This is a genomic window from Aquiflexum gelatinilyticum (assembly GCF_024813435.1).
GTDB classification, from domain to species: Bacteria; Bacteroidota; Bacteroidia; order Cytophagales; family Cyclobacteriaceae; genus Cognataquiflexum; species Cognataquiflexum gelatinilyticum.
On sequence record NZ_JANAEZ010000005.1, the window covers coordinates 212,395 to 237,936 of the forward strand.

The window sequence follows — 25,542 nt, forward strand, 5'->3', positions numbered from 1 at the left end:
CATGTTAAAGAACCATTTTCTCATAGCCTGGAGAGCCCTAAACAAAAACAGGATGTTTACCATCTTGAATATTTCAGGACTGACAATTGGCATTGCAGGATTTTTTATGATTTTATTTTTTATCGTAGATGAAAAAAGTTATGATCGTTTTTATGGTCATTCTGAAAGCATCTATCGGGTGACTTCTCATTGGGGTATAGGAGAAGGTTCTCAGTATGCCACTGCGCCGCCACCACTTGGCAGGGTTTTGGGTGAAAATTTTCCGGAGGTTGAAGCAGTCACAAGAATATTAAAATGGAATGATTTTACTGTTCAGCCCGAATCAGGCCCCAATGCGGATCAGATATTTAGAGAAGCATCAGTGTTCTATGCTGAGCCTAATTTCTTCGAAGTTTTTGATTTTGAAATCCTGGCGGGAAATCCTAATTCCCTATCAGGTGGTAAAAGTGTCATTCTTACAGAATCAACGGCCAAAAGGTATTTTGGAGACATTACAGCCAGAGAGGCGGTAGGAAAAAACATACTTATTGGATCCGGATCTACTGATCTCGCCATGGTGGGTGCAGTTATTAAGGATATCCCTGTGCAATCCCACTTTCATTTTGATATGCTGGTTCACAACCTCGATATGCACAGGGAAATTTTCCTGATGGACAATTGGATGTGGTCAATCTTACATACTTATGTCAAGATTCCAAATGGAGAAGTCTTATCAGTTGAAGGAAAACTTGGACAGGTAGTGACGGATCAAATTGTGCCAAGACTATCGGGTGAACAGTCAGGAACTGATTTCTTTTTTGGCCTCCAGCCTGTCCAAGATATCCACCTCACTTCTCATTTGCTCAGGGAGCATGAAGCCAATAGCTACCAAAGCTATGTAAACATTTTCTCAATTGTAGCGGGAATCATTTTGCTTTTGGCAAGTATCAATTTTATGAATTTGTCCACTGCCAAAGGCGCTAGAAGATCTATGGAGGTAGGGGTTAGGAAAGTGATGGGTTCAAGTAAATTTCAATTGGTTGGTCAATTTTTGACTGAGGCGTTTGTCCTGGTAGTGGTCAGTACTTTCTTTGCAATGGTTTTGGTAGAGCTGCTCAATGGTACTTTCAACCAGATCAGCGGTAAACAGATTCAGTTTAATATTTTTCAGTTTTCATGGATTTGGGGAGTAGCTCCTATCCTTATTATCCTTCTTACTTTGATGGCAGGGTTTTATCCGGCATTTTATCTTTCATCTTTCAAGCCTCTCAAGGTCATCAAAGGAGTACAGATGCAGGGAAAAAATACCATCGGTTTAAGAAGTGGATTGGTCGTTTTTCAGTTTAGCATATCATTGATATTGATTATTTGCGCATTGGTAGTACAGCGGCAACTCAGTTTTATCCAAAATACAAATGTGGGATTTGACAGAGAGCAGCTGCTTATCATCCACAATGACGGTGAAATCAAAAACGAAGAAAGGGAAGATTTCAAAAGAAGATTTGCTTCAAGTTCATCGGTCAGTTCACTCAGTTTTTCTACAGGCATTCCGCTTCCAGGAAATTTCCAAATGAGGAATTTTAATCTTCCCCAAATCATAACCGACAATGGCATGAATTGGTATGAGGCTGATCATGAATTTGTATCTACTTTGAACATGGAAATCGTTGAAGGACGAAATTTCACTGACATCGCCGGATCTGATAAGTATAAAGTTTTGATCAATGAAAAAGCTGCAAAAGTGTTGGGAATCAGTGACAAAGCAATTGGACAAAAGATCATCAAAAACCGTGGAGATGAAGATGAAGCGGAATTGGAAGTGGTAGGCATATTGAAAGACTTTAATTTTGAATCTCTCAGGCAGGAAATCAAACCATTGGTGATCGAATATATGGATGATTATTTTCTGCGGGACTACATCACTGTTAGGCTTAATACGGGAAATTTTGAAGATGGCATTGCTGAGTTGCAAAAAAACTGGAAGCTGTTTGAACCAAGAGTTCCCATGAATTACTCTTTTCTTGACGCTGATTTTCAGGCTGTTTACCAATCTGAATTGCAGATGGGTAAGCTGATGAATGCGCTGACTGTCATGTCCATATTCATTGCATTTTTGGGATTGTTTGGATTGACAGCATATTCCGTACAGCAGCGCGCAAAAGAAATCGGAATCAGGAAAGTTTTTGGGGCAGGGGAGTCTGAAATTTTTCTGCTTTTGTCCTCTGGATATATGAAGTTGATTTTGATAGCGTGTTTGATTGCCATTCCAATGGCTTATTTTCTGGTTTCGACCTGGCTGGATGACTTTGCGTTTAGAATTCCATTTGAGCTTTGGGTTTTTGCGACTGCCGGTCTGGGATGTTTTGTATTGGCAATCTTTACTGTGGCGATCCAGTCCTATAAAAGCATCGGTACCAATCCTATCAGCATCTTAAAAAGTGAATAATCCTGAATTTCGGGATAGATTAAATTAAAAATACAATTAAAAGATAACCAACTTAAACCTCATTTATCAATGTTTGCCAACTACCTCAAGATCGCAATTAGGGGCTTTGCTAAGCATAAGCTTACTTTCTTTATCAACCTTTTTGGCTTGGCCCTTGGCCTTTGGGCTGCCATTCTGATCGGCCTTTGGGTCAAAAGTGAATTGAATATGAACCGTCACTTTACTGAGATTGATCAGGTGTATCGAATCATGGAGCATCAAAAGTACGGGGCTGATATTTTTACGACTACTTCCACGCCGGGAATATTGGCTGATGAACTGAAGAATGTCTTCCCGGAGGTAGAAAAAGCAGCTACATTTTCATGGCATGAAGAAAAACTATTTGCAAAAGAGGATACAAAAATCAAACTGAACGGGTTCTTTGCGGGAGAAGATTACCTCCATATTCTGCAATATGACCTCCTCCATGGAAATAGGGAAACGGCCCTCGCCGAAAAGACCCATATCGTTTTGACCAAAGAAGCAGCCATTAAATTATTTGGTAAAACAGATGTTATCGGTGAAACACTCTTGCTCAAAGAATCAGAAGGTGAAACCCCTTTTGTAGTTCAGGGAGTATTGGAATCTATACCCAATACCAGCAGCACTACTTTGGAATATTTGCTTCCTTTTAAGTTTATGTCCGAAAAACCATATAATTCCTGGCTGAAAGAATGGGGAAATAATGGCCCGAGTACCATTGTCCGGTTGAATAAACAAACAGATTGGCAGGCGTTTTCTGCAAAACTTGAAAATTTTATACTAGAAAGAAACGAAGGCAGTAATGTCAAACTTTTTGCCTATCCCCAAAAAGAACTTTATCTCCATGGAGAATTCAAGGACGGAATTCAGCAGGGCGGCAGAATTGAATATGTTAAGTTATTTGCTTTGATAGGATTGTTTGTGTTGCTGATTGCATGTATCAATTTCATGAATCTATCCACCGCAAAATCCCAAAAAAGAGCCAAAGAAGTAGGAGTAAGAAAAGTGGTGGGTGCCGAAAAGGGTGCTTTAGTCAAGCAGTTTTTGAGTGAGTCACTTTTGATTACATTCTTTGCTTCCATTTTGGCTCTGTTACTCGTACAGCTGACTTTGCCGGTGTTCAATGACCTTACAGGTAAAACGATGCAAATACCTTACGATGACTCCAATTTTTGGATACAATATCTTGGTGTGTTGTTATTTACAGGCTTGGTTGCCGGCAGCTATCCGGCATTTTACCTTTCGGCCACCAAGGTGGTTTCTGTTTTCAGAAGTCATACCAAATCCGGCAAGGGAGTTGCGATTGCCAGAAAGGGTTTGGTTTTGTTCCAGTTTATTCTCGCTACCATCTTGATTGTAGCCACTGTGGTTGTCTACCAGCAGATAAATTTCGCCTTGAATCAAGACCTGGGATATGACAAAGAACAACTTCTGGTCATCCCATTGGAAGGCAATCTTCAAGAAAATTATGATGCTTTTAAAAATAGGTTGAAGCAAAACCCGGATATCAAATCTGTTTCAAAATCCAACCATTCATTGTTGGGAAGAAACTCAAATACGGGAGGAGTGAATTGGGAAGGAAAGGATCCTGAATTCAATGCCTTGTTTGAAATCATGCGGGTGGATTATGACTTTCTGGAAACTACCGGCATGAAACTGATCCACGGTGAAGATTTTAATCCGGCAAAAGGTGCTGATTCTGTCCAGGGAGCAATTATTAATAGAAGGGCTTATGAATTGATCACTAATGATAATCCTGAGGCTGTTTCATTTAACATGTGGGGAGAGGAACGGACAATCACAGGAGTGGTGGAAGATTTCCATTTTCAGAGTTTCCATCAAAACATGGAACCGGTTGTGATATTATTGGACCGGGAATTTGGTTCTAATGGCTTTGTAAGATTGAATACTGCAGATATTCAAACGACCATTGCTTCCATCAAAGCACTTTCTGAAGAATTGAACCCTGATTTTCCTTTTCAATATACCTTTATGGATGAAAATTATGCCAATATGTATAATGAAGACGTAAGAATCAGGGACTTGGCCAAGTACTTCAGTATCCTGAAGATACTGATCTCATGTCTTGGATTATTTGGCTTATCAGCCCATGTGGCAGAGCAAAAAACAAAAGAAATAGGAATCCGCAAAGTGTTGGGCGCATCTACAGCTTCCATTTTAAATGTCATCAACAGGGAATTTATCATGATCGTAGCGGTATCCATCTTGATAGGATCGGCGGTTGGATATTGGTTGATGCAGGATTGGTTGTCAGGATATGCTTATAAGATCGATTTCGAATGGTGGTTTATTCCAATGGCAGCTGGTGTTATATTATCCATTGCATACTTGACAGTCACCATGCAGGCACTCAAAGCAGCACAAATAAATCCAGCAAATACGCTTAAAAGTGAGTGATAAATATTATCCTCTTTTTAACCCGAAGTATTTTACACTTCGGGTTTTTTGTTTTTTGATAATTTCAATCCAAAAACCAATCCCCCTAATCCGATTAATGCACAGATTCCGAACCAGAATATGGGATCATACCTGTCTGTAAAAAGCCTATATCCGGCAGTAAAAAGGAATAACACCAAGCCTGTGATCTCCCAAGACTTTTGGTCTTCGAGCCTGTTAGGCCTGTCTGGTATCGCAGGAAGATCTATTAACGTCCTCAATTCATTCCAATGCCATACCAATAGAACAAGATTGGCAAAAAGCATCATGCCGGTAATGACGGGGGTGTAATTGAAATCCATTGAAATAGTGATCACAAAGACATTCAGGATAATAGGTAAATTGATCACTGCACCCAATTTGGCATAGCGCTGTGTCATCAATAGCAATCCAGCTATCAATTGTCCCCATCCTAAAAATTGCCAATAAATACCTGTCCGATACATTGTTTCAAAAAAATGAAAAGCAGTTCCAAAAGCTTCATTTTCACCGCTTTCAGTCGTAAATCTTAATCCTTTGATTTTGATCAGACTGGCAAATACAAATCCGCCTCCCAATAAATATCTGGTATAAATAATGACGAGTTGTGCCAAAAAATTATCCTTGATTTGCTGCATGTTTTGTTTCAATTGGGTTTGGAATGAAAAGGACAAAGTATCGATAGAATATGATGATTTGGATAGTCAAATGTTACATTTCAATCCGAAATTAAACTTTCAAAGTTTAATCTTTCATCCTTAAAATGAATTTTTCTTGGATTATAATTTTTATAAAATCCCGTTTTAAATGACCTGATAGGTGAAAAGTGATGAATGGTTAGGAAATGAATATCTATTTACACAATTTGAGACAATAGAATAAACTCTTAACCATAAACCTGATGAAGAATAACCGACGTGAATTTTTACAAAAAATCGGAATTGGTACTGCCGGTATCGCTGCAGTTCCATTTGTAACGAATGCATCAAGCTCCCAAACAGAAAACATGGCTGATGGAGAGCAGTTTCTACAGATCGGTGATGACATAGCTGTTGCCGAAACCACTTTTGGAAAAATTAGGGGATACAGACTCAATGGCGTATATACGTTTTTGGGTGTGCCATACGGTGCCAATACTGCAGGTAAAAACCGTTTTATGCCTCCCCAAAAATCTGAGAAATGGGAAGGGGTCAAAGATACGATCTGGTGGGGAAATACCGCACCACAAATCATGGACAACAGGTACGCCAATGTACATTATTCCTTTGCTGACCATTGGAACTATGATGACCTTAGCGAAGATTGCCTCAAACTCAATGTATGGACAAATGCCATAGCGGATGGAAAAAAGCGGCCCGTATTGGTTTGGTTGCATGGAGGTGGATTTACCAATGGTAATGCGATAGAACAAGACGGTTATCATGGTGAAAATTTTGCCAAGAACGGAGACATGGTTTTTGTATCGATCAACCACCGTCTCGGTCCGATCGGGTTTACAGACCTTTCCAGAGTAGGAGGGGACAAGTATGCCCATTCTGGGAATGTGAGTATGCTTGATATCATTGCCTCACTACACTGGGTGAGGGACAACATTGCAAACTTTGGTGGAGATCCGGGCAATGTCACCATCATGGGTCAGTCGGGTGGCGGCGCCAAAGTGACCGCAACCATGGCGATGCCTGCTTCCAAAGGATTAGTGCATAAAGGTGTGGCTTTGAGCGGAAGTATGCTGACAGCCAATGATCAGGAATACAGCAGAAAATTAGGGCAATATGTGGTAGAAGCTGCAGGTTTGACCCCTGATTCCATTGACAAACTCCATGATATTCCTTGGAGGGAATACCTTACCATCGCATACAAAGCCATGGATAGGATGCGAAAGGAATTTCCTCAGCCAGGTTTCCGTGGTGGTTTTGGGCCAGTGGCAGATGGTGTCAATATTCCTAAGGGAGAGTTTTTCTCTAACCCAAACAGCCATGATTCAGAAATGCCTTTGATGATCTGTACCACCTTCCACGAATGGAGCGCAACAAGGGCCAATCCGCAATTGGAAGCAATTGACCTGAACGGCGTCATCGAACAATTGAAACCAAGATTTGGAGACAAAACCGCTGAAATCGTAAATGCCTACAATTCAAATTTTCCCGGTAAAAAGCCTGCAGAAATCATGGCTTTGGTAGCCTCCAACCGGCAAGGTGCAGTGGCTACTGGAAATGCCAAATCAAAACAAAAAGCTCCCGTTTACATGGCTTGGTTTGGTTGGGAACCTAATCTCTACAATGGTAGGATGAGGGCTTTCCATTGCATTGACATCTGCTTTTGGTTTGACAATACAGACAGGATGTACACCCATACCGGCGGAGGAAAGCGGCCAAAAATGCTCTCGGATAAAATGTCTGCATCCCTTTTGGCTTTTATGAGAACAGGAAACCCGAACACCGGAACCTTGCCCAATTGGCCAAAATTCACTCCCGATAAAGGTGAAACAATGGTACTCAATGATACCTGTGAGGTCAAAAATGATCCTGACAGGGCAGCGAGGATGACTTTGCCTAAAGCGTAGATTTTAAGGTTGTTTGCAATAAAACCATCAAGACTGTCGGTTCAATTCCGGCAGTCTTTTTTTATTTTTTCGAAATAGCGATTTCTGGTTTTTCGATTTTTACATTTCTGGGTTTTTTTACTTTCGTCCGTACACGTACAAACCTGTTCGGATATCAAATTTTTTAATCATTAAATAGGCCTAATTTCCTCAATTTCAAATCTTTTGATTGGCATGTCAATGGTTAAGGACCTTATATAAAATTCCAACCAAAAAATTAAATAGCCCTTTTTGGGAAATATCCAACTGTCATTTACCATTACAATATATCGACCTATGTGGAAGAACTATCTTAAAATAGGTTTCCGTAACCTGCTTAAAAACAAGACTTATACGGCCATCAATTTATTGGGGCTGACAATCGGAGTGGCATCAACGGTGCTGTTATTTTTTTACATCCAACATCAGCTTAGCTTTGATGATTTCCATCATTCCAAGGATTCAGTTTACAGAGTATTGTCCACCTATAAAAATGGAGATGAGGTTACCAAATCTTCCGGGATTCCTTTGGCATTGAAACCTGTAATGGAAGAGAACTTCGGTTCAGAAATGATTTTCACCAATGTGGTTTCCAATAATTTTTTATCAAAAGTGGAAGGTGGGGAAGGATTCAACCAATCAGTGATGATGGTTAGTCCGGCTTTTTTTGAGATGTTTTCATTTAAAATGCGTAATGGAAGTTATCCCAAATCCTCAGAAATGCGGGCTGACATTGTTTTGTCAGAAAGCACTTCCAAAAAATATTTTGGGAATGAAGATCCGGTTGGAAAGAACCTTTTGATCCGACTTGCAAATGACTTCGTCAGCTTCAATGTAGCAGGAGTAATTGAGGATGCTCCAGCAAATTCCAGCTTGACTTATGAATTGCTGATGTTGGATACCAATGCTGATATTTTGTATACAGCAGAACAAAGGGAACATTGGTATATGGTGTTTGGTGATGGCTATATCATGGTGAAGGAACCTGCCCAAGGTAAAATCTTTGAAGAAGCTATGCAGGCTTATATCAAGAGGCTGTTTACTGACAGAGAAGATCCGATTGATTATACTTTTTCACTTCAGCCACTGAGCGACATTCATATGAATACCGATATTCCTGAAGGAACAGCATCGGTTTTGAATCCAAGGATTCTATGGATTTTGGGAGCAATAGGATTATTGATCATTTTGATCGCCTGTATCAATTTTACTACGATGGCGATCGGCAATTCTGCAGGACGTGCCAAAGAAGTGGGAGTGAGGAAGTCAATGGGTGCAGGAAGCGGACAGCTTTTTGGTCAGTTTATGGCTGAATCCGTTCTGATCACTTTTGCTTCTTTGGGCTTGGGAATTTTGTTGGCAATATTCTTCCTGCCAACTTTCAATAAGTTGATGGATACAGGTTTGGCCATATCATTTTTACCGGTACGGGTCTTTATCATTTTGGGTCTAGGAGTTTTCATATCCTTGTTGGCAGGCTTTTATCCTGCTGTTTTCCTCACTTCATTCAAACCGGTAGAAGTATTGAAATCAAATATGAGCCTAAAGTTTGGCAAACAGGGTCTCCGATTGACATTGCTTGGGTTTCAGTTTTTCATTTCTATTTTTCTGATTACATGCACTTTAGTGATGTATAGGCAAATGAAAACCATAGAAAATCATGAGCTGGGAATTAACCATACCGCCATTCTTCAGATCAATGTGCCTCCTCCTGCATCCCAAGGTTTGGGGGATTTTATCAATAAAGGATTTGAATATGGGCAGGTTTTCAAGAATGAAGTACAAAAGATGTCTGAAGTTGAAAAAGTGGCAATGGCCACTTCCATGTATGGGGACAATGCTTGGTTCAGTGCAGGATTTGATACACCGGAGGACAAAAACATTGAGTTCAGGATCAATATTGTAGATGAAAATTTTGCTGATATTTTCGGACTGGATTTTATCGAAGGTAGAAATTTCATGGCTAGTATCCCTTCGGACCGAACAGGAGGATTTATATTGAATGAATCGATGAGGACGGCTTTAGGATGGGATTCTGTTTTTGGCAATTCCTTGGAAAGCAAAAGAGGATTTCCTGAAAACAGGGCAATTGGCTTGGTGAAGGATTTTCATTTTGAAAGTTTGTACAGGGAGGTGTCTCCAGCGATCATGATTTTGTCCCATGATAATTTCTTTCCTGGCTTGCACTCTTTGATGATGAATGAGCAGATGAATCCAAAGATTTTTGTCAAAATACAGTCAAAAGACATGCCTGCGACTGTTTCCAAAATAAATGGCATTTGGAAAGCGCTCTATGGTTCGGATCCATTTAATTACAGTTTTTTGGACGATACCATAGCCAACCAATATACCCAAGATCAAAGCCTCAGAACTTTGGTTTCAATCGCAGCCATTTTGGCCATCATCATTGCCGGATTGGGATTATTCGCCATGGCTTCGCTGACCATTGCGAGCAGGATCAAAGAAATAGGTATCCGAAAAGTATTGGGAGCGACGACGATGGAGATTTCCATACTTTTCAACAAGCAATTCCTCAGCATTACAGTCATTGGGATCGTTTTGGCACTTCCTGTAAGCTATTACATGATGCAGCAGTGGCTCAATGATTTTGCTGTCAAAACGCAGATGAGTATTTGGATTTTCATAGTTGCGATTTTCATCGGAATTCTCTTCTCGGTCTTTATAGTAAGTGCACAGACTATCAAGTCTTCATGGTCAAATCCTGTGAAGTCCTTAAAGTCAGATTAAAAAGCGAGAAGCGAGAGGCAAGAGCCAAGACTATAAAATGGAACAAAGTATTTAGTACCAAGTACCAAGATTCTGACAACCTGATAACCTGACAACGCGAAGCAGACAACAATTACAACAACTACAACCATTAACCAAATAACCCACTAACCCATTAACCCAATAACCATTAACCAATTAACCCCCTCCATCATGACCCACATCGCTATACCCATTCCAACCGGTTCCGGAAAGCAGGACATTAATATTGAGGTGACCATCAACAACCAAAAGCAATCTCTCCATTACAAAGTAGAATTGTTTTATTGGGATGATTGTCAAAATCCACAAGGTCACCGGGCAGACTGCATTTCTGAAATGCTCTCCAAACACGATCCCAATTGGATGTTGTATTACATCGGAGCTCCGACAGAAAAATTTGTTCCGATCACATTTGTGGAGAAAATGAATTCAAAGTTGAAATAGAAAGAATTGATATATTCTTTGTGAAATAAGGTTAAAATATACTTCGTGAAATAAGGTGGAAATATGCTTTGCGATATAAATGGATATAATCCTTCGGCGATAGAATTTCTACAATCACAGTTATTTTAGAATATAATATCCATCAATATCCATTATCTATGGATATCTCACTGATAGCAATGAAACAAAGTATATCCATTTATTTCTATGTATTTCTACCATATATCATTTAACAATAACCATTAACCATATTTCCACTAACCACAATCCAATCAATCATGGTTAAAAACTACTTTATAACCGCCTGGAGAAATATCAAAAGGCAAAAATCTTTTTCTGCCATCAATATTTTTGGTTTGGCGATAGGTTTGGCCTGTTGTCTGATTTTATTGGCTTTTGTGAGGCAGGAATTGAGTTATGACCATTTTCATTCCAATTCTGACAGGATATTCAGAGTGGCCCAAAGGGTGGATGGAAACCAAAATTGGGCTTGGACAGGTGGTGCAGTTGCCCCGATGATGGTGAAGGAATTTGACCAGGTTGAAAGCGCAGTCAGGATCCACCGTACCAGTACCTACCTCAGACCTGCCGATGGGCCAAATCAGGAAGAGAGTTTCAGGGAAGAAAAATTCACTTTTGCGGATGAAGGTTTTTTTGAGGTTTTTGATTTTCCGTTGCTGAGTGGGACTACAACCGGGGTTTTGGATGACCCGTTTCAGATTTTGTTGACGGAATCCATGGCCAAAAAATACTTTAATAAGGAGGATCCGATTGGTAAAAGTTTGATTTCGACAGGTGATTTTGAATTTGTGGTCAAAGGCGTTTTGAAAGATTTACCCTCAAATACACATTTGGACCTTGATTTTATCACTTCTCTCAACTCATTTAAAGCCACAGAAAGCTATCCGCTCACTGCTGAATTCGGGAGTTTTTGGTGGCCATTTTGTTATACATATGTCAAGTTAAAAGATGCTTCTGAAGTTGACTTCATCAATCAAGGCACGATGGAAGCTTCCAAAAAAGCAAGATCAGAGGAGGAAGCCAAAAAGTACGTTCCATTTTTACAGCCTATCACAGACATCCATTTGGACAATTCCTATCAAAGTGAACTGAGTCCAAGTACACCCAAGTCCACTGTTTACATTTTCTTAAGTATTGGGATTTTTATTTTGATTTTGGCTTGCATCAACTTTATCAACCTCTCCACTGCCCGTGCCATCAAGCGGATGAAGGAAATCGGAATCAGGAAAGTGACAGGTGCGAAAAAATCACAATTGGTCCTGCAATTCTTTACGGAATCATTTCTCGTCAATGTGTTTGCAATGGTTTTGGCACTGATTCTGGTTGAGATATTGTTGCCGGTGTTCTCCGGATTGTTGCAACAGGAGATTCCTTTCAACCTTTTTGCTGACCGTCAAGTTTGGCTGTTTCTTTTGATCACTTTGGCGGTTTCCACCTTTTTGTCTGGATTTTTTCCGGCATTGTACCTTTCAGGATTGAAGCCAAATCTGATTTTGAAGGGAACTACTTTTCAGTCCAATAAGAGTGCCCTTAGACAAAGCTTGGTCGTATTGCAGTTTGTGATGTCGGGAGTCTTGGTGTTTTGCGCCACAGTGGCCTATTTCCAACAATCATACATGCGCAAAGCTGATTTGGGTTTTGATAGGGAAAATATCATTTCAATATCAATGGGGGAAGTATCACGCTCTAACAGGGAAAGTCTCACCAATGCTTACAAGCAGTTTTCATTTGTTGAAAATGTATTGGGATCAAGTGCCCGGCCGGGTATAGATACAGGTTGGGGTCCTCAGTTTTCCTATGAAGGTCAAAATCCAAATGACCAAAACTGGATCAACCAACAGTATATAGACTTCAATTATTTTGAGACTATTGGTGTAGAGATGGTTGCGGGAAGGGAATTTTCTCCTGAATTCAACGACAAAGGGGACGCTTTCAAAATGAGGGAAATTTTCCCTGCGGTACGAAATGGTGGATTTATCATCAATGAATCACTTGCCAAAATGATGGGACTCTCTCCCGAACAAAGCCTAGGAAAACCGATAGAAGTATTTACAGAAGAAAACGGAGAACGTTTTATGGATTTTCATGGAAATGTGGTTGGTGTGGTCAAAGATTATCAAACCTCTGACTTGCGGTTTGCGATACAGCCAACCATTTATGCGCCTGTTCAAAACGGGATTTCCGATAACAGTTCGCACCTTTTGGTCAAAATCAATAGCGAGGATATTCCACAAGCCACAGCAGCCTTGTCTTCCAAATGGAAAGAAATCAATCCTTCAATTCCCTTTGAGTATTCGCTTTTGGAAGATAGTCTGATCAAACAATACGACAGAGAAACGAGACTAAGCAACCTGCTGGGATTATTCGCTTTGTTAACCTTGCTGATTTCAAGTTTGGGTTTGCTCGGCTTGTCCATCTTTATGGCGGAGGGAAGAAGAAAGGAAATCGGAATCCGTAAAGTGATGGGTGCAAGTCCTCTTTCCATTGTCCACCAATTGACTAAAGATTTCCTCAAGCCGGTCATTATAGCTATTGTTTTGGCATTGCCGATTGGGTTTTATATCATGGTAACTTGGCTGGAACAGTTTGCCAATAAAGTACAGATGCAGGTTGGGTTTTTTGTACTCACGGCTGCTGTTGCTATTCTTATTGCCTGGCTGACTATCGCCATCCAATCTTGGAGAGCAGCTACAGACAATCCTGTGGATTCACTTAAATCAGAATAAAATTGAAATATACTTCGTGAAATATAATTGAAATACACTTCGTGAAATATTGTTGAAATAGGCTTCGCGATATAAATTGAAATATGCTTTACGAAAACGGTAGATATATGCTGCGCGATATAAATGGATATATTGCCTTCAGAGATATAATTTTCCTCATTCGCGGCAATTCTGGAAATTAATATCCTTCAATATCCAATATCCATGAATATCAATTTCAGGGATATTTCAATCTATTTACTTTATTTCAAAATCCAATAACCCTTCAACCAAAAACCCATGATCAAGAACAATGTCAAAATCGCTGTCAGAAGCCTCTTCAAACAGAAGGTCTATACATTCATCAATGTCGTCGGTTTGGCAGTGGGGATTGCGAGCTGCATATTGATCGTACTTTTTATACAAAATGAATTCTCTTATGACAGATTTTTCAAAGATCAGGACAGGATTTATCGGATGTCATTGGAAAGGATTTACCCAAACCATTCCACTTATTACGCCATCATTCCCCATTCATTTGCAGGAGTAGCAAAAGAGACATTTGCAGAAATCGAGGAAGCAACCATCTCTTCAAGATTTCCAAATGTGGAATTGACTTACAAAAACCCAAGGGATGAGGAAGTCAAATTCGACGAAGAGATGATTATTTCCGGAGACAGTTCATTTTTTAAGATTTTTGATTTTGAAATAATCAAGGGGAATTCAGACAATCTCTTTACAAAGGGTAATGAGATTGTCGTGACAGAGGAGCTTTCAAAAAGGTATTTTGGTGGGGAAGACCCATTGGGTAAACTGATCCGGATCGGTGAAAACCTGGAATTTACAGTTGCTGCAGTTATAGCTGATATTCCGCTCAATTCCCATTTCAAGTTCAGCGCGATTGTATCCAACACCGGTTTTCCATTTCTCCAACAGGAGAATTTTACCGGTTTTTCTGCTTACACTTATTTCAAACTCAGGCAAGGTACCGATCCTGCAGTGTTGGAAGCCAAAATCCCACAATTGGTGGATAAATACGCAGCCGGACAGATCGAAAGGGAATTGGGAAAATCTTGGGAAGAATACCGGAATGCGGGAAATGGCTATCGGTATTTTCTCCAGCCATTAAATGACATCCACCTTTTTCCGACATACCTCGAAGCACAGATGAAGCCTTCGGGTAATATCAACTCAGTCTATATTCTGATTGCGGTAGCGTTTTTGATTTTGGGAATCGCCTGTGTCAACTTCATGAACCTCGCTACTGCCAGATCCTCTGAGCGGGCCAAAGAAGTGGGCATCAGAAAGGTGATGGGCTCTCTCAGGCCGCAGCTGATGCGGCAGTTTTTGACTGAAGCCATACTTTTGAGCGGAGTAGGGGTTTTCTTGGCTTTGGTCCTTGCACAGTTTGCCATTCCTTTTTTCAATGACCTGACCGAAAGAAATCTTCAACTTCCATTTAGCTTTGGCTTTGCATTATCTATTTTAGGCATCATCCTTTTTGTGGGCCTTTTGGCAGGTTTTTATCCTGCTTTGGTACTGTCCTCCTTCAAACCAACAGACGTCATGAAAGGGCAGTTTACCGGCAGCCAAAAAGGAAAATGGATCCGAAACGGCTTGGTGGTGTTCCAGTTTTGGATATCCATCATCCTGATCATCGGGACCTTGGTGATCAGGGATCAGATGGCCTACATGCAGCATATCTCCTTGGGTTTTGACAAAGAACATGTCTTGGTAGTCGAAAGGGGATTCAGCTTTGGTCCGCAAAACCTCAAAACCTTTGTAGAAGAACTCCGCAACATGCCTCAGGTAGAAAACGCAGCGATCGCTTTTGCATCACCGGGGCAGGAATCCACCTTTTTTGGGATACAGTTTCAGCCCGAAGGTTCTTCCGAAATCCTCACCACCAAATCCATGGTGGTGGCAGACGGTGTTTCGGAAACATTGGGTCTTGAGATTTTGGAAGGAAAAGGATTTTCGGAAGAAACCAATGATTCACTTTATGTTTTGCTAAATGAAACAGCCGTCAAAGTCATGGGGATAGATGAGCCGATTGGTGCCAAACTCTTGGAAACACAAAACACACCTGAAGGAAATGTCACAGTAGCACACACGGTCATCGGCGTTATAAAGGACTTCAACTTCATTTCACTCAGGGATGAAATCACGCCTTTGGTACTGCAGAATACGGAAAGCTTTGGAGCGAATATTGGCGGACAGTATGTTTTTGCAAGGATCAAACCCAATCAGACCCAAGCCGCCATCGAAGCCGTCGAGGCCAAATGGAAAGCAATCGCTCCGGCACAGGCATTCAAGTTTTCTTTTTTGGATGAAAGTCTCGACCAACAATACAGAGAAGAACAGCAGACAGGAAGGATTTTCTCCATATTTTCTGTCTTGGCCATCTTTGTTTCCTGTATCGGATTATTCGCCCTGTCGGCTTATATAACCTCGCTCCGAACAAAAGAAATCGGCGTTAGAAAGGTTTTGGGCGCTTCAGTGGGTGGGGTGGTTCTGATGCTTTCCAAAGATTTTACAAAAATGATTTTGATTGCCTTTGCCTTGGCAGTACCGGTCGCTTGGTGGGTGATGGAAAAATGGTGGCTGCAAAACTTTGCGTTCCGGATCAATGTAAACCTGTGGATAATCCTGATAGCAGGTATCTCAGTCTTGGCGATCGCTTGGCTGACCGTCAGCTTCCAATCTGTCAAAGCTGCCTTAGCCAATCCGGTGGATTCTTTGAAGTCGAATTGAAAATTGAATCACCACAGTGGTCTCGGAAGGCACTGAGAAATATAGAACGATAAATGTGGGAGATAGTATCCAAAGTAAGGTTTGAATAGTGGCTAAAACCTTCCCCTTGTCATTTCGAACGCAGAGAGAAATCTATTCAATTTAATTACCACAGAGTTCTCAAAGAGCACAGAGAAAGAGAGAATCTTATCGCAGAGGATGATGGTATCAAATAAATGCCTGATTATTGGAAAGACCTTTCCCTTGTCATTTCGAAAGCAGAGAAAAATCTGTCGCTCATGTTTGTGTCCGCACAAACATTAAACTTTCTATTGTTTTCCTGCTTCTCCGGAAGGTGGATATTTCTTAAACCGCAATGGTCACGAAGGTTTCGCAAATGGTCGCCAAGTCTTATTCCCCAAAAATATATTTCTTCCTTTAGTAAAAATACCCCGATCACGGGGTGTTTTGTTGGTACAGAAAATAAAGAAACCATAATTCTATTTGGTTATTTGAATTTTTTAAAACTTGCAGTATATATCAAAAGTATATACCTTTAAATAAATGTTTTAGCTATGAAAAACCTATCATTGAAGCTTGAAGACGATATTTTTCAGGAGACTGAACTTATCATTTCAAAAGGCAAAAAGAACAGAAACAGGTATATCAACGATGCGATTGAATTTTACAACAGACTTCATAAACGAAAACTATTGTCAGAACAGTTAAGCAAGGAATCAAAAATCGTAGCACAGGACTCTTTGGAAGTTTTGGCTGAATTCGAAAAACTGTTCGATGAAGGTCAGGCAATTTGAAATTTGGATTGCTGACCTGAACCCAAGAAGGGGAACTGAGGCAGGTAAGGTCAGACCTGTAATTGTCATTCAGACCGATTTGCTTAACAAGGAACATCCCTCTACTATCATTTGTCCGATTACCACCAATGTAAAGCCCGAGGCAGAGATTTTAAGGGTTCACCTTAAGAAAGCAAAATTTGGCCTCATAGAAGATTGTGATGTCATGATTGATCAGGTCAGGGCAATAGATAACAATAGACTTTTGGAAAAGATAGGAGAGGTGGACAGGGCTACCGCGGAAAAGGTCAAAGAAAACTTAAGGATTTTGATGGATTTGGGTTGAAAGATAGATTTTTGATTCTTGATGCCCACGTTTGTGTCTGCACAAACATTCAAATTCTTTTTCCTTCTTCTCCTCAAGCCCGATATTTTTTAACCGCAAAGGTCGCCAAGGTTTCGCAAATGGTCGCCATGGTCCAAGCTTATTCTATTTTTTCTCTGTGTACACTGTGAACTCTGTGGTGTTTTTTTTCCAGAGCCATGGTCGCGAAGGTTTCTCTATGGTCACAATGAAATATCCCTGAGAGGCCTCTTCCTGATTCTTGTAAATCCATAATCAACAGGATTTTAAATTTTTGAAGAAATAGATTCTTTTTAATTTGAAATAGTGTGAAAGTAGGAGAGATTGTTTGGTGCTTTGAGGGTAATTCAAATTTTTTTGTAAGTAAATTTATTTCCTTTTTATCAAATTATTTGGATAAATGATAACTTTAGAAAACATCCCAATAAGTTCAAATAATCGACACACCTAAACTTGGAAAAAATGAAAAAATCCACCAATTATTTTTTTGCTTTAGCCTTATTTACAGCGGTTGCTTGTAATCCACCAACCCAAGAGAATGAAATAATTTCGCAGGATTCTGGGGTTTTGGACCGTTCTATTCTTCCGATCCAAGAACCGTTATATCCGGCAATCAACGAGCTCGATGCACGCAATGCGACAGCACCTAAACGGTTTCAGGTAAATGCACCCGAAAATGCACCCAATGTAGTCGTGGTATTGATTGATGATATTGGCTTCGGGCACTCCAGTGCTTTCGGCGGTCCCATCCACATGCCTACTTTGGAAAAACTGGCAGCAAACGGATTGAAATACAACCGTTTTCACACGACAGCTTTGTGTTCTCCCACACGGACTGCCATACTCACAGGATATAACCATCACTCTAATAATGCAGGTGCCATCATGGAAGTTGCTACGGCTTTCCCCGGCAATACAGGCATCCGTCCACAGACCATCACACCGGTAGCTGAAGTGCTGAGGCTGAATGGCTACAGCACGGCAGCATTTGGAAAATACCACGAAACTCCACCTTGGGAAGGTTCTGTGTCCGGTCCTTACGATCGTTGGCCTTCGCATTCCGGTTTTGATAAGTTTTATGGCTTTATCGGAGGAGAAACCAACCAATGGCATCCAATGGTGTACGATGGGACGACCCGTGTCTATCCAAATGTAAAAGACGAAAATTATCATTTTACAAATGACATGACCGATCAGGCCATCGCATGGATGAACACACAGCAATCTCTTACTCCTGATAAACCATTTTATGTCTATTTTGCTACTGGAGCTACTCACGCACCACACCATGCGCCAAAGGAATACATTGAAAAATACAAAGGAAAATTTTCCCAAGGTTGGGACAAGGTCCGCGAAGAAACATTGGCAAGGCAAAAAGCTTTGGGCGTAGTTCCGGAAAATACAGTACTTGCCCCGAAACCTACTGACATTAAGGATTGGGACAATCTAACTGCAGATGAAAAGAAGCTGTTTGAAAAGCAGATGGAAGTATTTGCGGGATTTGCGGAGCATACCGACAGCCAGGTTGGCCGTCTGGTAGAAGCCCTTGAAGAACGTGGGGAATTGGAAAACACGATTTTCTTTTATGTGGTCGGTGACAACGGCTCAAGCGCCGAAGGTGGAATGATCGGAATGTTCAATGAGAATACCTACTTCAACGGTGTCCAAGAAACTCTCGATATGCAAATGAAAGTAATTGATAAGCTAGGCTCAGAGCATGCTTACAACCACTTTGCTGCAGGATGGGCAGTTGCAGGAAATACGCCTTTTACCTGGACAAAGCAGGTTGCCTCAAATTTTGGAGGTACACGAAATGGCATGGTACTTCATTGGCCGGCCGGTATCAAATCAAAGGGAGAAGTTCGTTCCCAGTTCCATCATGTTGTGGATGTGGCCCCGACCATTTATGAGGCAGTGGGAGTTCCTGCGCCAAAAATTGTCAATGGCATTGCCCAGAGACCTATTGAAGGTGTCAGCATGAGTTATTCCTTTGACAATGCCACAGCGGAAGACACTCGCAAAACCCAATATTTTGAAATGATCGGCAACAGGGCCATTTACCATGAAGGATGGTTTGCAGGAACCATCCATAAAGCACCATGGGAAGGGCAACCTAGGCGTCCTCTTCAGGAAGATATCTGGGAATTGTATAATGTCGATGAAGATTTTAGCCAAGCCAATAACCTTGCGGATCAAAATCCCGAGAAACTCGAAGAGCTGAAAAAGAAGTTTATGGAAGAAGCATTGAAATATAATGTGTTGCCCATAGACGACCGTAGCATCGAGCGCTTCGATCCGGTAATCGCGGGTAGACCTGACCTCATGAACGGCCGTACCAAACTCGTGCTTTATGAAGGGGCAAAGGGTATTCCTGAAAATGCTTTCATCAATGTAAAAAACACTTCCCTGTCCATTACAGCTGAGGTGGATGTTCCTGCCAATGCCAACGGCGTTATCATCTGTCAGGGCGGGGACTTTGGCGGATGGTCTTTCTACATGGAAAATGGAAAACTAACCTACTTCTACAATTGGGTGGGACTTGAAAAGTATTCGGTCACCTCCAAACAAAAAGTGGAAGCAGGCAAACATACCATCAAACTTGATTTTGCCTATGACGGTGGTCGTGGAGGTGGAGGCACTGCCACCATTTCAGTGAATGGAAATGTAATCGGTGAAGGGAAAATCACCAGGACTAACAGCAATACCTTTGGAATAGATGAGTCAGCCGATGTCGGAACTGATGAAAACACCCCGGTAAATCCGGCTTATGCGGATAAAGAAAAGTTCACCGGTAAGATTAAATCAGTGACCATCGAGACGAAACCCGGAGCAAAATGATACTACAAAAATGAGATCATAAAAGAATAAAGGGCGTTTTTTCGCCCTTTATTTATTTTATACCCAACCCAATTTGTTATCCTGCTTCTCCAGAAGCTGGCTATTTTTTTTAACCGCAATGGCCGCCAAGGTTTAGTAAAGTGATCAAAGTCGTATTCCCAAAAATCTTTTTCTGCCTTTAGTAAAATTACCCCGATCAAGGGTTTTTTGTTTGTCAAAGGAAAGGTAAGTTTGAAATTGTGGTTATTTCAATAATATTTGGGAAAGCAGTCTATTTTAAAATGCCTTACTTTTTCCTGAAGAAAGAAACGTACTAAAAGCCAAATAATAAAAAATGGACAATAATTTGATAAACAAACTTGAAAAGTTCTACGACCTTAATGATCATGAAAAACAAGAAACTTTGATTTCAATTTTGAATCTTGCTAACGATAACCCTGAAAAATTTATAAATGCAATTCAAAATGAAAAATTCAATAGACTTAATAACCTACCCATTATTTATGAAGCTCTATCGAAGGATTTAGATAACTGGGCGGACTTTTTTATAACTGAGATTGAGCGTCTATTTGAAACTGCCAAACAATCAAAGACTCCATATAACATTCTTAATCATCTTCAAGAATTTACATTTATTGATCCGAATAAATTTAAACATCGGGACAGAATTGTAGAAATTTTAGCAACACAGTTGGATAATGAAAATTCTACTTTTCGATTTTGTTCTCTGGATCTATTACCAGATTTTGTTAAAGACGATGATATGCTGACAATTAAGAAAATGAAAAAACTTCTAAAGGATGAAAACTGGAGGATTAGATATTGGACGTATCTAAATTTGAAAGATATTGGAGTATTAGATGAACAAATTGATAAATTATCCTGGACAGATAGATTAAGATCAAAGTTTCTTAATAATTTAAAGTTTCAATGATGGAGAAGTGTGGTAGGTAACAATTTTTTACACCGCCTGAGAGTAGTCAATACGGCTTTCCTTGGACTCAGTGGGTGTCTATAGCTATCGGCATGCAATTCCACCCTGATATTTTTGGAAATCCATTCTTTTACTTCCTCTATTAAAAAATACACCAACCAAGGGTTTTTTTGTTTGTCAAAGAAAAGGTAAGTTTGAGATTGGAGTTATTTCCACAATACTATAGAAAGCATGCTATATGGATGCTTTCCTTTATGATTGGAGAAGGATACTAAACCTGATTTTATGAAAATAAAAAAAACACTGATGTTTTTGATTATGGGCCTTTCACATCTTGGAGCCTGCAACGGACAATCCGGAAATAGTTCTCAACCATCTGATAATAAGAAACAAATCATGGAAAATTTTGAACTTTCACCCGAAAAGGCGCATCCAAAAGCAAAAGTCTTATTGAACGAACCATTTTATTGGAGTCCTATTGAAGAATCAGGCCCATTTGGAAGCGATGACGGTTCGGATGCTTTTTATGGTTTCTTAGATTGGAGGGAATCAAACGAAACGTCAAGCCCAACGGTATTTCTTTCAGACCTTATTGATGAATGGGGTTACAAGCCATTTGACTTTAATGAATTGGACGAAGAAATCCTTAAAATTTACATTTCATCCAATGAAATCGGAGCTAGGACTTTAAAGGGACAAGACGATGCCATCATTGCAATAGGCTTTGGACAGTTTGTCTTGGAAGGTAAAATTGATGAGGACATTAAATTGTTAACAAAAACTGCCCTTAAGCGAGAACTGTTACCTATCCTGATAGACTCATGGGAAGGAGAATACAAAAAAACAAGGATTGAGCAATTGAATAAAATGCTTATTGCTTTGGATAAAATGAATGATTGAAATAATCAAAATAGAAAGTATTTGAGAACCAGACAAAAAAGCACGGATCAATGACAAACAACGGTAAAGCTAAAATTGATAAAACATTCGGAGGACTAAAAATTATCATTCCTTCAAAGAAAAATTGGTTTTCATTGCTGTTTGGGACGGCATGGATGGGCGGGTGGTTTTTTGGTTTTGTATCAGCTTCTGATTTTTTGTTTAACTCAGGGATTGATAATTCAGGAGCGGGCGGCTTTTTGGCATTTTGGCTTTTAGCTTGGACTGTTGGTGGACTGGCGGTTTCCTTTATGCTCCTTTGGGGGTATTTTGGTCAAGAAAAATTTATAACTGACAGAAATGAAATTTTATTTGAAAAGTCTGTATTTGGAATAGGAAAGAAAAATAGAATGGAAATTTCAGCAATTAAAAACTTCCGGACAGAAAAAAGTAATGATGATTTATTTAGCGGAAATCGTATGGCATTTTGGGGTCTTGGACCCGGGAAAATAAAATTTGACTATGGCCTCAAGACCTTTTCGTTTGGACTTGGAGTCGATGACGCAGAAGCAAATTACATTGTTGGACTATTGAAAGAACAATTTAAAGAACAATAAACCGACGATTGGACAAATCAATTTTTCAGAAGCAGCCCGACAAAAAAACTGTCTAATTTGCTTATTGGCAATTCTTAAGTCAAAATACCCCTCCCTTTGATTATAATGTAGACAATTGAAACTGGACTGGGTGGGTGTCTACAGCTATCGGCATGCAATTCCACCCTGATATTTTTGGAAATCCATTTTTTTTCTTTCATTATTAAAAATACCCCGATCACGGGATTTTTTGTTTGTCAAAGGAAAGGTAAGTTGGATATAGGAGTTATTTCCACAATATTAGGGAAAGTATGCTATATGGATACTTTCTCCTATATTAGAATAAAGCAAAATATTGTGCGTCATTCTCAATATAAATAACACGTTGTATATCATATGAAAAAATATTATTTTTTGATTGTAAGTAGCATACTCCTTGGTTTGTCCATACTAGCTTTCTCAGACAATTTGATAACTGATGTTGGTCAGAAAAGTAACAGTGACCCAAAATTTATTATTCACGGCTTATTTTGTTTTGCCTGGTTTATTATGCTTGTCATACAAACCAACTTTATAAAAAAAGGGAATCATAAAGCTCACATCAGTTTTGGGGTCGCCGGTTTAATAGCCGCTATCGGTGTATTCATTACTACAGTATACATATTTGTTGTTATTTTCAATGGTTGGAATAACATGGAGCCAATGGTTAAGGCAAATAGATTTTTAATATTTGGTTTTGCAATATTGGTGACCTTGGCATATTTGAAAAGAAAAAGGCTGCCCTATCATAAAAGGCTTATACTTGTTGCATCCTTTTTTATGTTAGGACCAATTTTGAGCAGGTCAATTGCACGTACAAATCTTGATTCACTCCTCATTTCAGACCTAAGTTGGGACATTGCCATTTTTGGGACATGGTCTGCTTTTTTTATTTCACTTTTTATTTATGACTGGACAATTAATAAGAAATTTCATCCCGTTACTTACTTAGGCTTTATTACTTTTTGTATTATTTATACAATTTCTTTTCATGCATAAGGTATTTTAAATAACACGAACCCACAAAAATGTAAATAAAAAATAGGCTAATTAGTAGTAAAATCAAGGCTTTTGGCACGTATCAAAATTGTTGCTTTACCGAAAGTTTAGTGCTTCGTAATCGCGTACTTTTTTACATAATAATCTTTATTTTTTCAGAATCTGTAATTCCTTTCCCTATCTTTTTCAATCTTCAAACTTACCATTCTCCTTTGGGTGTAGTTTAGACAATTGAAATTAGACTGGGTGAGATTTGTAATTCCACCCTTTTATTCTTTGGAATTTGTAATTCCAATTCCGAGAAGTTCAACCCTTGGCAGCTGATCGCTGATAAAAAATCCTGAATTCTTCCCAAGCCAAGAAATACCTTTCTCGAGAACCGGGAGGTAGGAGTATTTTGCCCAAAGGGGGTACTTCCCAAGTGGAGGGGGGTACTTCCGAAGTACCCCCCTCCACTTCATTACCTACCCAAGTCACCTTTTTACTGACACGGGTCGCCTTTTTGCTGACACGGGTCGCCTCGGAGGTGACACGTCTCGCCTTTTAGGTAACCCGTCTTATCTTTTTGCACCTCGCTGTCACCTTTTTGGTGACTCGTCTCACCATTTTGGTAACCCGTGTCACCTTTTTGCTCCTCGCTCTCGCCTCGGAAGTGACCCGTCTCACCTTTTTGGTTCTCGCTGTCAGCTTTTAGGCGACACGATGGTTCTCCGAAGTGGGTGAGGTGATATTTTTGGACAGGCCTGTAAGGTATTGGAGTAGGCTATAAGGCTTTTTCCTTGGACATGATGGATGTCAATAGCTATCGGCATGCAATTCCACCCTTATATTTTTGAAAATCCATTTTTTTTCTTTCTCTATTAAAAAATACCCCGATCACGGGATTTTTTGTTTGTCAAAGAAAAGGTAAGTTTGACAAATGGGTTATTTCCACAATATTAGGGAAAGCATGCTATATGGATGCTTTCCCCTATTATAGAATAAAGCAAAACGTTAGCGGGCATTGTAAGACGACACCAACGAATGACATTTAAAGACGACATAAAAGCAAGAATACAAACTGACTTTGGAGAGAATGCAAACACGGCAACGACAATGTTAATTGACGCAATCAACAAAGTTGACTATCTGAAAACAGACAGAGTTATTCGCTGTATCATATTTTTAGCAAAGGGAAACTTGACAGACTTGAATAAATATATTGAATCGGCAACTTTTGACACAAGAGATGTTATGCTTTGGGCAGAATATGAAAAATTAAGTGGCGACTTAAATTACAAAAGACAGCGAGACTTTAATATGACTTTTCAAGAATGCTCAAATGACGTTAAAGAATAAACAATGAACTTAATTCAGGAATATATAGAGCTTACAAAGACTTGTGCTTCGACGGATTATGGCGACAAGAAATCTGTTAAACTTCATAACAAATCAGTTGACAAAATGTACGAGATAGCAGAAAAAATCGGTTACGAACATACAATGGACACAATTGAAGATTTTGCAAAGCTTTTAGATAAAACTGAAAATAAAACTAATGTTTGGGCAGCAGTTCATATTTTAGAACGTATTCCAACAGACAAGACAATTGAAGAAAAAGCATTGAACATAATTAAACAACAAGCTGACGGAGACTCGGCAGAAGCAATGGGATTTAAAATATGGTTGGACAATTACAAGCGAAAATAGAACAACGACCCGCTAACAGGCGTTTGGCAAAAAAGCGGGTGCAGTGCTTAAATGAAGATTTGTGCTTCGTATCAAGCTCAGTGCTGGCAGACAGTTTAGTGCTTCGAAATCCGCTTCTTCGCCAAGCGCCAAAACGTTATTTTTTTCAGATCCTGTAATTCCCAACCATAGCTTTTTGAACCTTTTGACTTTTCTCTCTTCAATCAAAAGTTGAGTTCAATTTTTTTCACTAACCAATTGACCGAATTCGGACGAAGTTGATCGGGTAGAGATTG

18 protein-coding genes are annotated in these 25,542 nt (G+C 39.8%); 16 read left to right on the top strand and 2 right to left on the bottom strand.

Translation table 11 applies throughout. The features are described 5' to 3' along the window. Position 1: 1 nt before the first annotated feature. Complete coding sequence (locus tag NK987_RS12950; RefSeq protein WP_259264185.1) at positions 2-2,425, top strand: ABC transporter permease; 2,424 nt, start codon at positions 2-4, stop codon at positions 2,423-2,425. A gap of 69 nt (positions 2,426-2,494) precedes the next feature. Further along, positions 2,495-4,864, top strand: coding sequence for an ABC transporter permease (locus NK987_RS12955; RefSeq protein WP_259264186.1), 2,370 nt, complete (start codon positions 2,495-2,497; stop codon positions 4,862-4,864). A 32-nt stretch (positions 4,865-4,896) separates the two neighbouring features. On the opposite strand, the gene NK987_RS12960 is transcribed toward NK987_RS12955, so the two are convergent. Further along, complete coding sequence (locus NK987_RS12960; RefSeq protein WP_259264187.1) at positions 4,897-5,520, bottom strand: hypothetical protein; 624 nt, start codon at positions 5,518-5,520, stop codon at positions 4,897-4,899. Between the two features lie 368 nt (positions 5,521-5,888). On the opposite strand from NK987_RS12960, the gene NK987_RS12965 reads away from it, so the two are divergent. The 5 genes from NK987_RS12965 to NK987_RS12985 all read left to right on the top strand — a co-directional run bounded on the left by NK987_RS12965 (position 5,889) and on the right by NK987_RS12985 (position 16,156). After that, complete coding sequence (locus NK987_RS12965; RefSeq protein ID WP_420841182.1) at positions 5,889-7,445, top strand: carboxylesterase/lipase family protein; 1,557 nt, start codon at positions 5,889-5,891, stop codon at positions 7,443-7,445. A 315-nt stretch (positions 7,446-7,760) separates the two neighbouring features. Further along, positions 7,761-10,211: an ABC transporter permease gene (locus NK987_RS12970; RefSeq protein WP_259264189.1), complete on the top strand. Its 2,451-nt coding sequence runs from the start codon at positions 7,761-7,763 to the stop codon at positions 10,209-10,211. 192 nt (positions 10,212-10,403) lie between these two features. Then, positions 10,404-10,676 (top strand): hypothetical protein, encoded by a 273-nt coding sequence (locus tag NK987_RS12975; RefSeq protein WP_259264190.1) that lies wholly within the window; start codon positions 10,404-10,406, stop codon positions 10,674-10,676. Positions 10,677-10,954: 278 nt separating this feature from the next. Continuing rightward, positions 10,955-13,423 carry an ABC transporter permease gene (locus NK987_RS12980; protein WP_259264191.1) on the top strand — a complete coding sequence of 823 codons (2,469 nt, stop codon included), beginning with the start codon at positions 10,955-10,957 and terminating at the stop codon, positions 13,421-13,423. 279 nt (positions 13,424-13,702) lie between these two features. Beyond that, the gene (locus NK987_RS12985; RefSeq protein WP_259264192.1) at positions 13,703-16,156 is read left to right on the top strand and encodes an ABC transporter permease; all 2,454 of its coding nucleotides are present in this window, start codon (positions 13,703-13,705) and stop codon (positions 16,154-16,156) included. 223 nt (positions 16,157-16,379) lie between these two features. Here the strand turns inward: NK987_RS12985 and NK987_RS12990 are convergent, their stop codons facing one another. Then, positions 16,380-16,631: a hypothetical protein gene (locus tag NK987_RS12990; RefSeq protein WP_259264193.1), complete on the bottom strand. Its 252-nt coding sequence runs from the start codon at positions 16,629-16,631 to the stop codon at positions 16,380-16,382. Between the two features lie 79 nt (positions 16,632-16,710). Between NK987_RS12990 and NK987_RS12995 the strand changes: the two genes are divergently transcribed. The 9 genes from NK987_RS12995 (at position 16,711) to NK987_RS13035 (ending at position 25,267) form a co-directional block, all read left to right on the top strand. Continuing rightward, positions 16,711-16,950 (top strand): hypothetical protein, encoded by a 240-nt coding sequence (locus NK987_RS12995; RefSeq protein ID WP_259264194.1) that lies wholly within the window; start codon positions 16,711-16,713, stop codon positions 16,948-16,950. Then, entirely contained in the window at positions 16,931-17,275 is a 345-nt protein-coding gene (locus NK987_RS13000) for a type II toxin-antitoxin system PemK/MazF family toxin (protein ID WP_113922341.1), read from the top strand. Before NK987_RS12995 ends, NK987_RS13000 begins: the two co-directional genes overlap by 20 nt. Before the next feature lie 480 nt (positions 17,276-17,755). Beyond that, positions 17,756-20,131 (top strand): arylsulfatase, encoded by a 2,376-nt coding sequence (locus tag NK987_RS13005; RefSeq protein WP_259264195.1) that lies wholly within the window; start codon positions 17,756-17,758, stop codon positions 20,129-20,131. A gap of 334 nt (positions 20,132-20,465) precedes the next feature. Further along, positions 20,466-21,065 (top strand): hypothetical protein, encoded by a 600-nt coding sequence (locus NK987_RS13010; RefSeq protein WP_259264196.1) that lies wholly within the window; start codon positions 20,466-20,468, stop codon positions 21,063-21,065. Between the two features lie 285 nt (positions 21,066-21,350). Further along, positions 21,351-21,965, top strand: a complete 615-nt coding sequence (locus NK987_RS13015) for a hypothetical protein (protein WP_259264197.1) — start codon at positions 21,351-21,353, stop codon at positions 21,963-21,965. A 197-nt stretch (positions 21,966-22,162) separates the two neighbouring features. Beyond that, positions 22,163-22,561 carry a hypothetical protein gene (locus NK987_RS13020; RefSeq protein ID WP_259264198.1) on the top strand — a complete coding sequence of 133 codons (399 nt, stop codon included), beginning with the start codon at positions 22,163-22,165 and terminating at the stop codon, positions 22,559-22,561. Between the two features lie 375 nt (positions 22,562-22,936). Next, positions 22,937-23,578 carry a hypothetical protein gene (locus tag NK987_RS13025; RefSeq protein WP_258423195.1) on the top strand — a complete coding sequence of 214 codons (642 nt, stop codon included), beginning with the start codon at positions 22,937-22,939 and terminating at the stop codon, positions 23,576-23,578. A 1,023-nt stretch (positions 23,579-24,601) separates the two neighbouring features. Continuing rightward, entirely contained in the window at positions 24,602-24,916 is a 315-nt protein-coding gene (locus NK987_RS13030) for a hypothetical protein (RefSeq protein WP_259264199.1), read from the top strand. Positions 24,917-24,919: 3 nt separating this feature from the next. After that, positions 24,920-25,267: a hypothetical protein gene (locus tag NK987_RS13035; protein WP_259264200.1), complete on the top strand. Its 348-nt coding sequence runs from the start codon at positions 24,920-24,922 to the stop codon at positions 25,265-25,267. Positions 25,268-25,542: the final 275 nt, after the last annotated feature.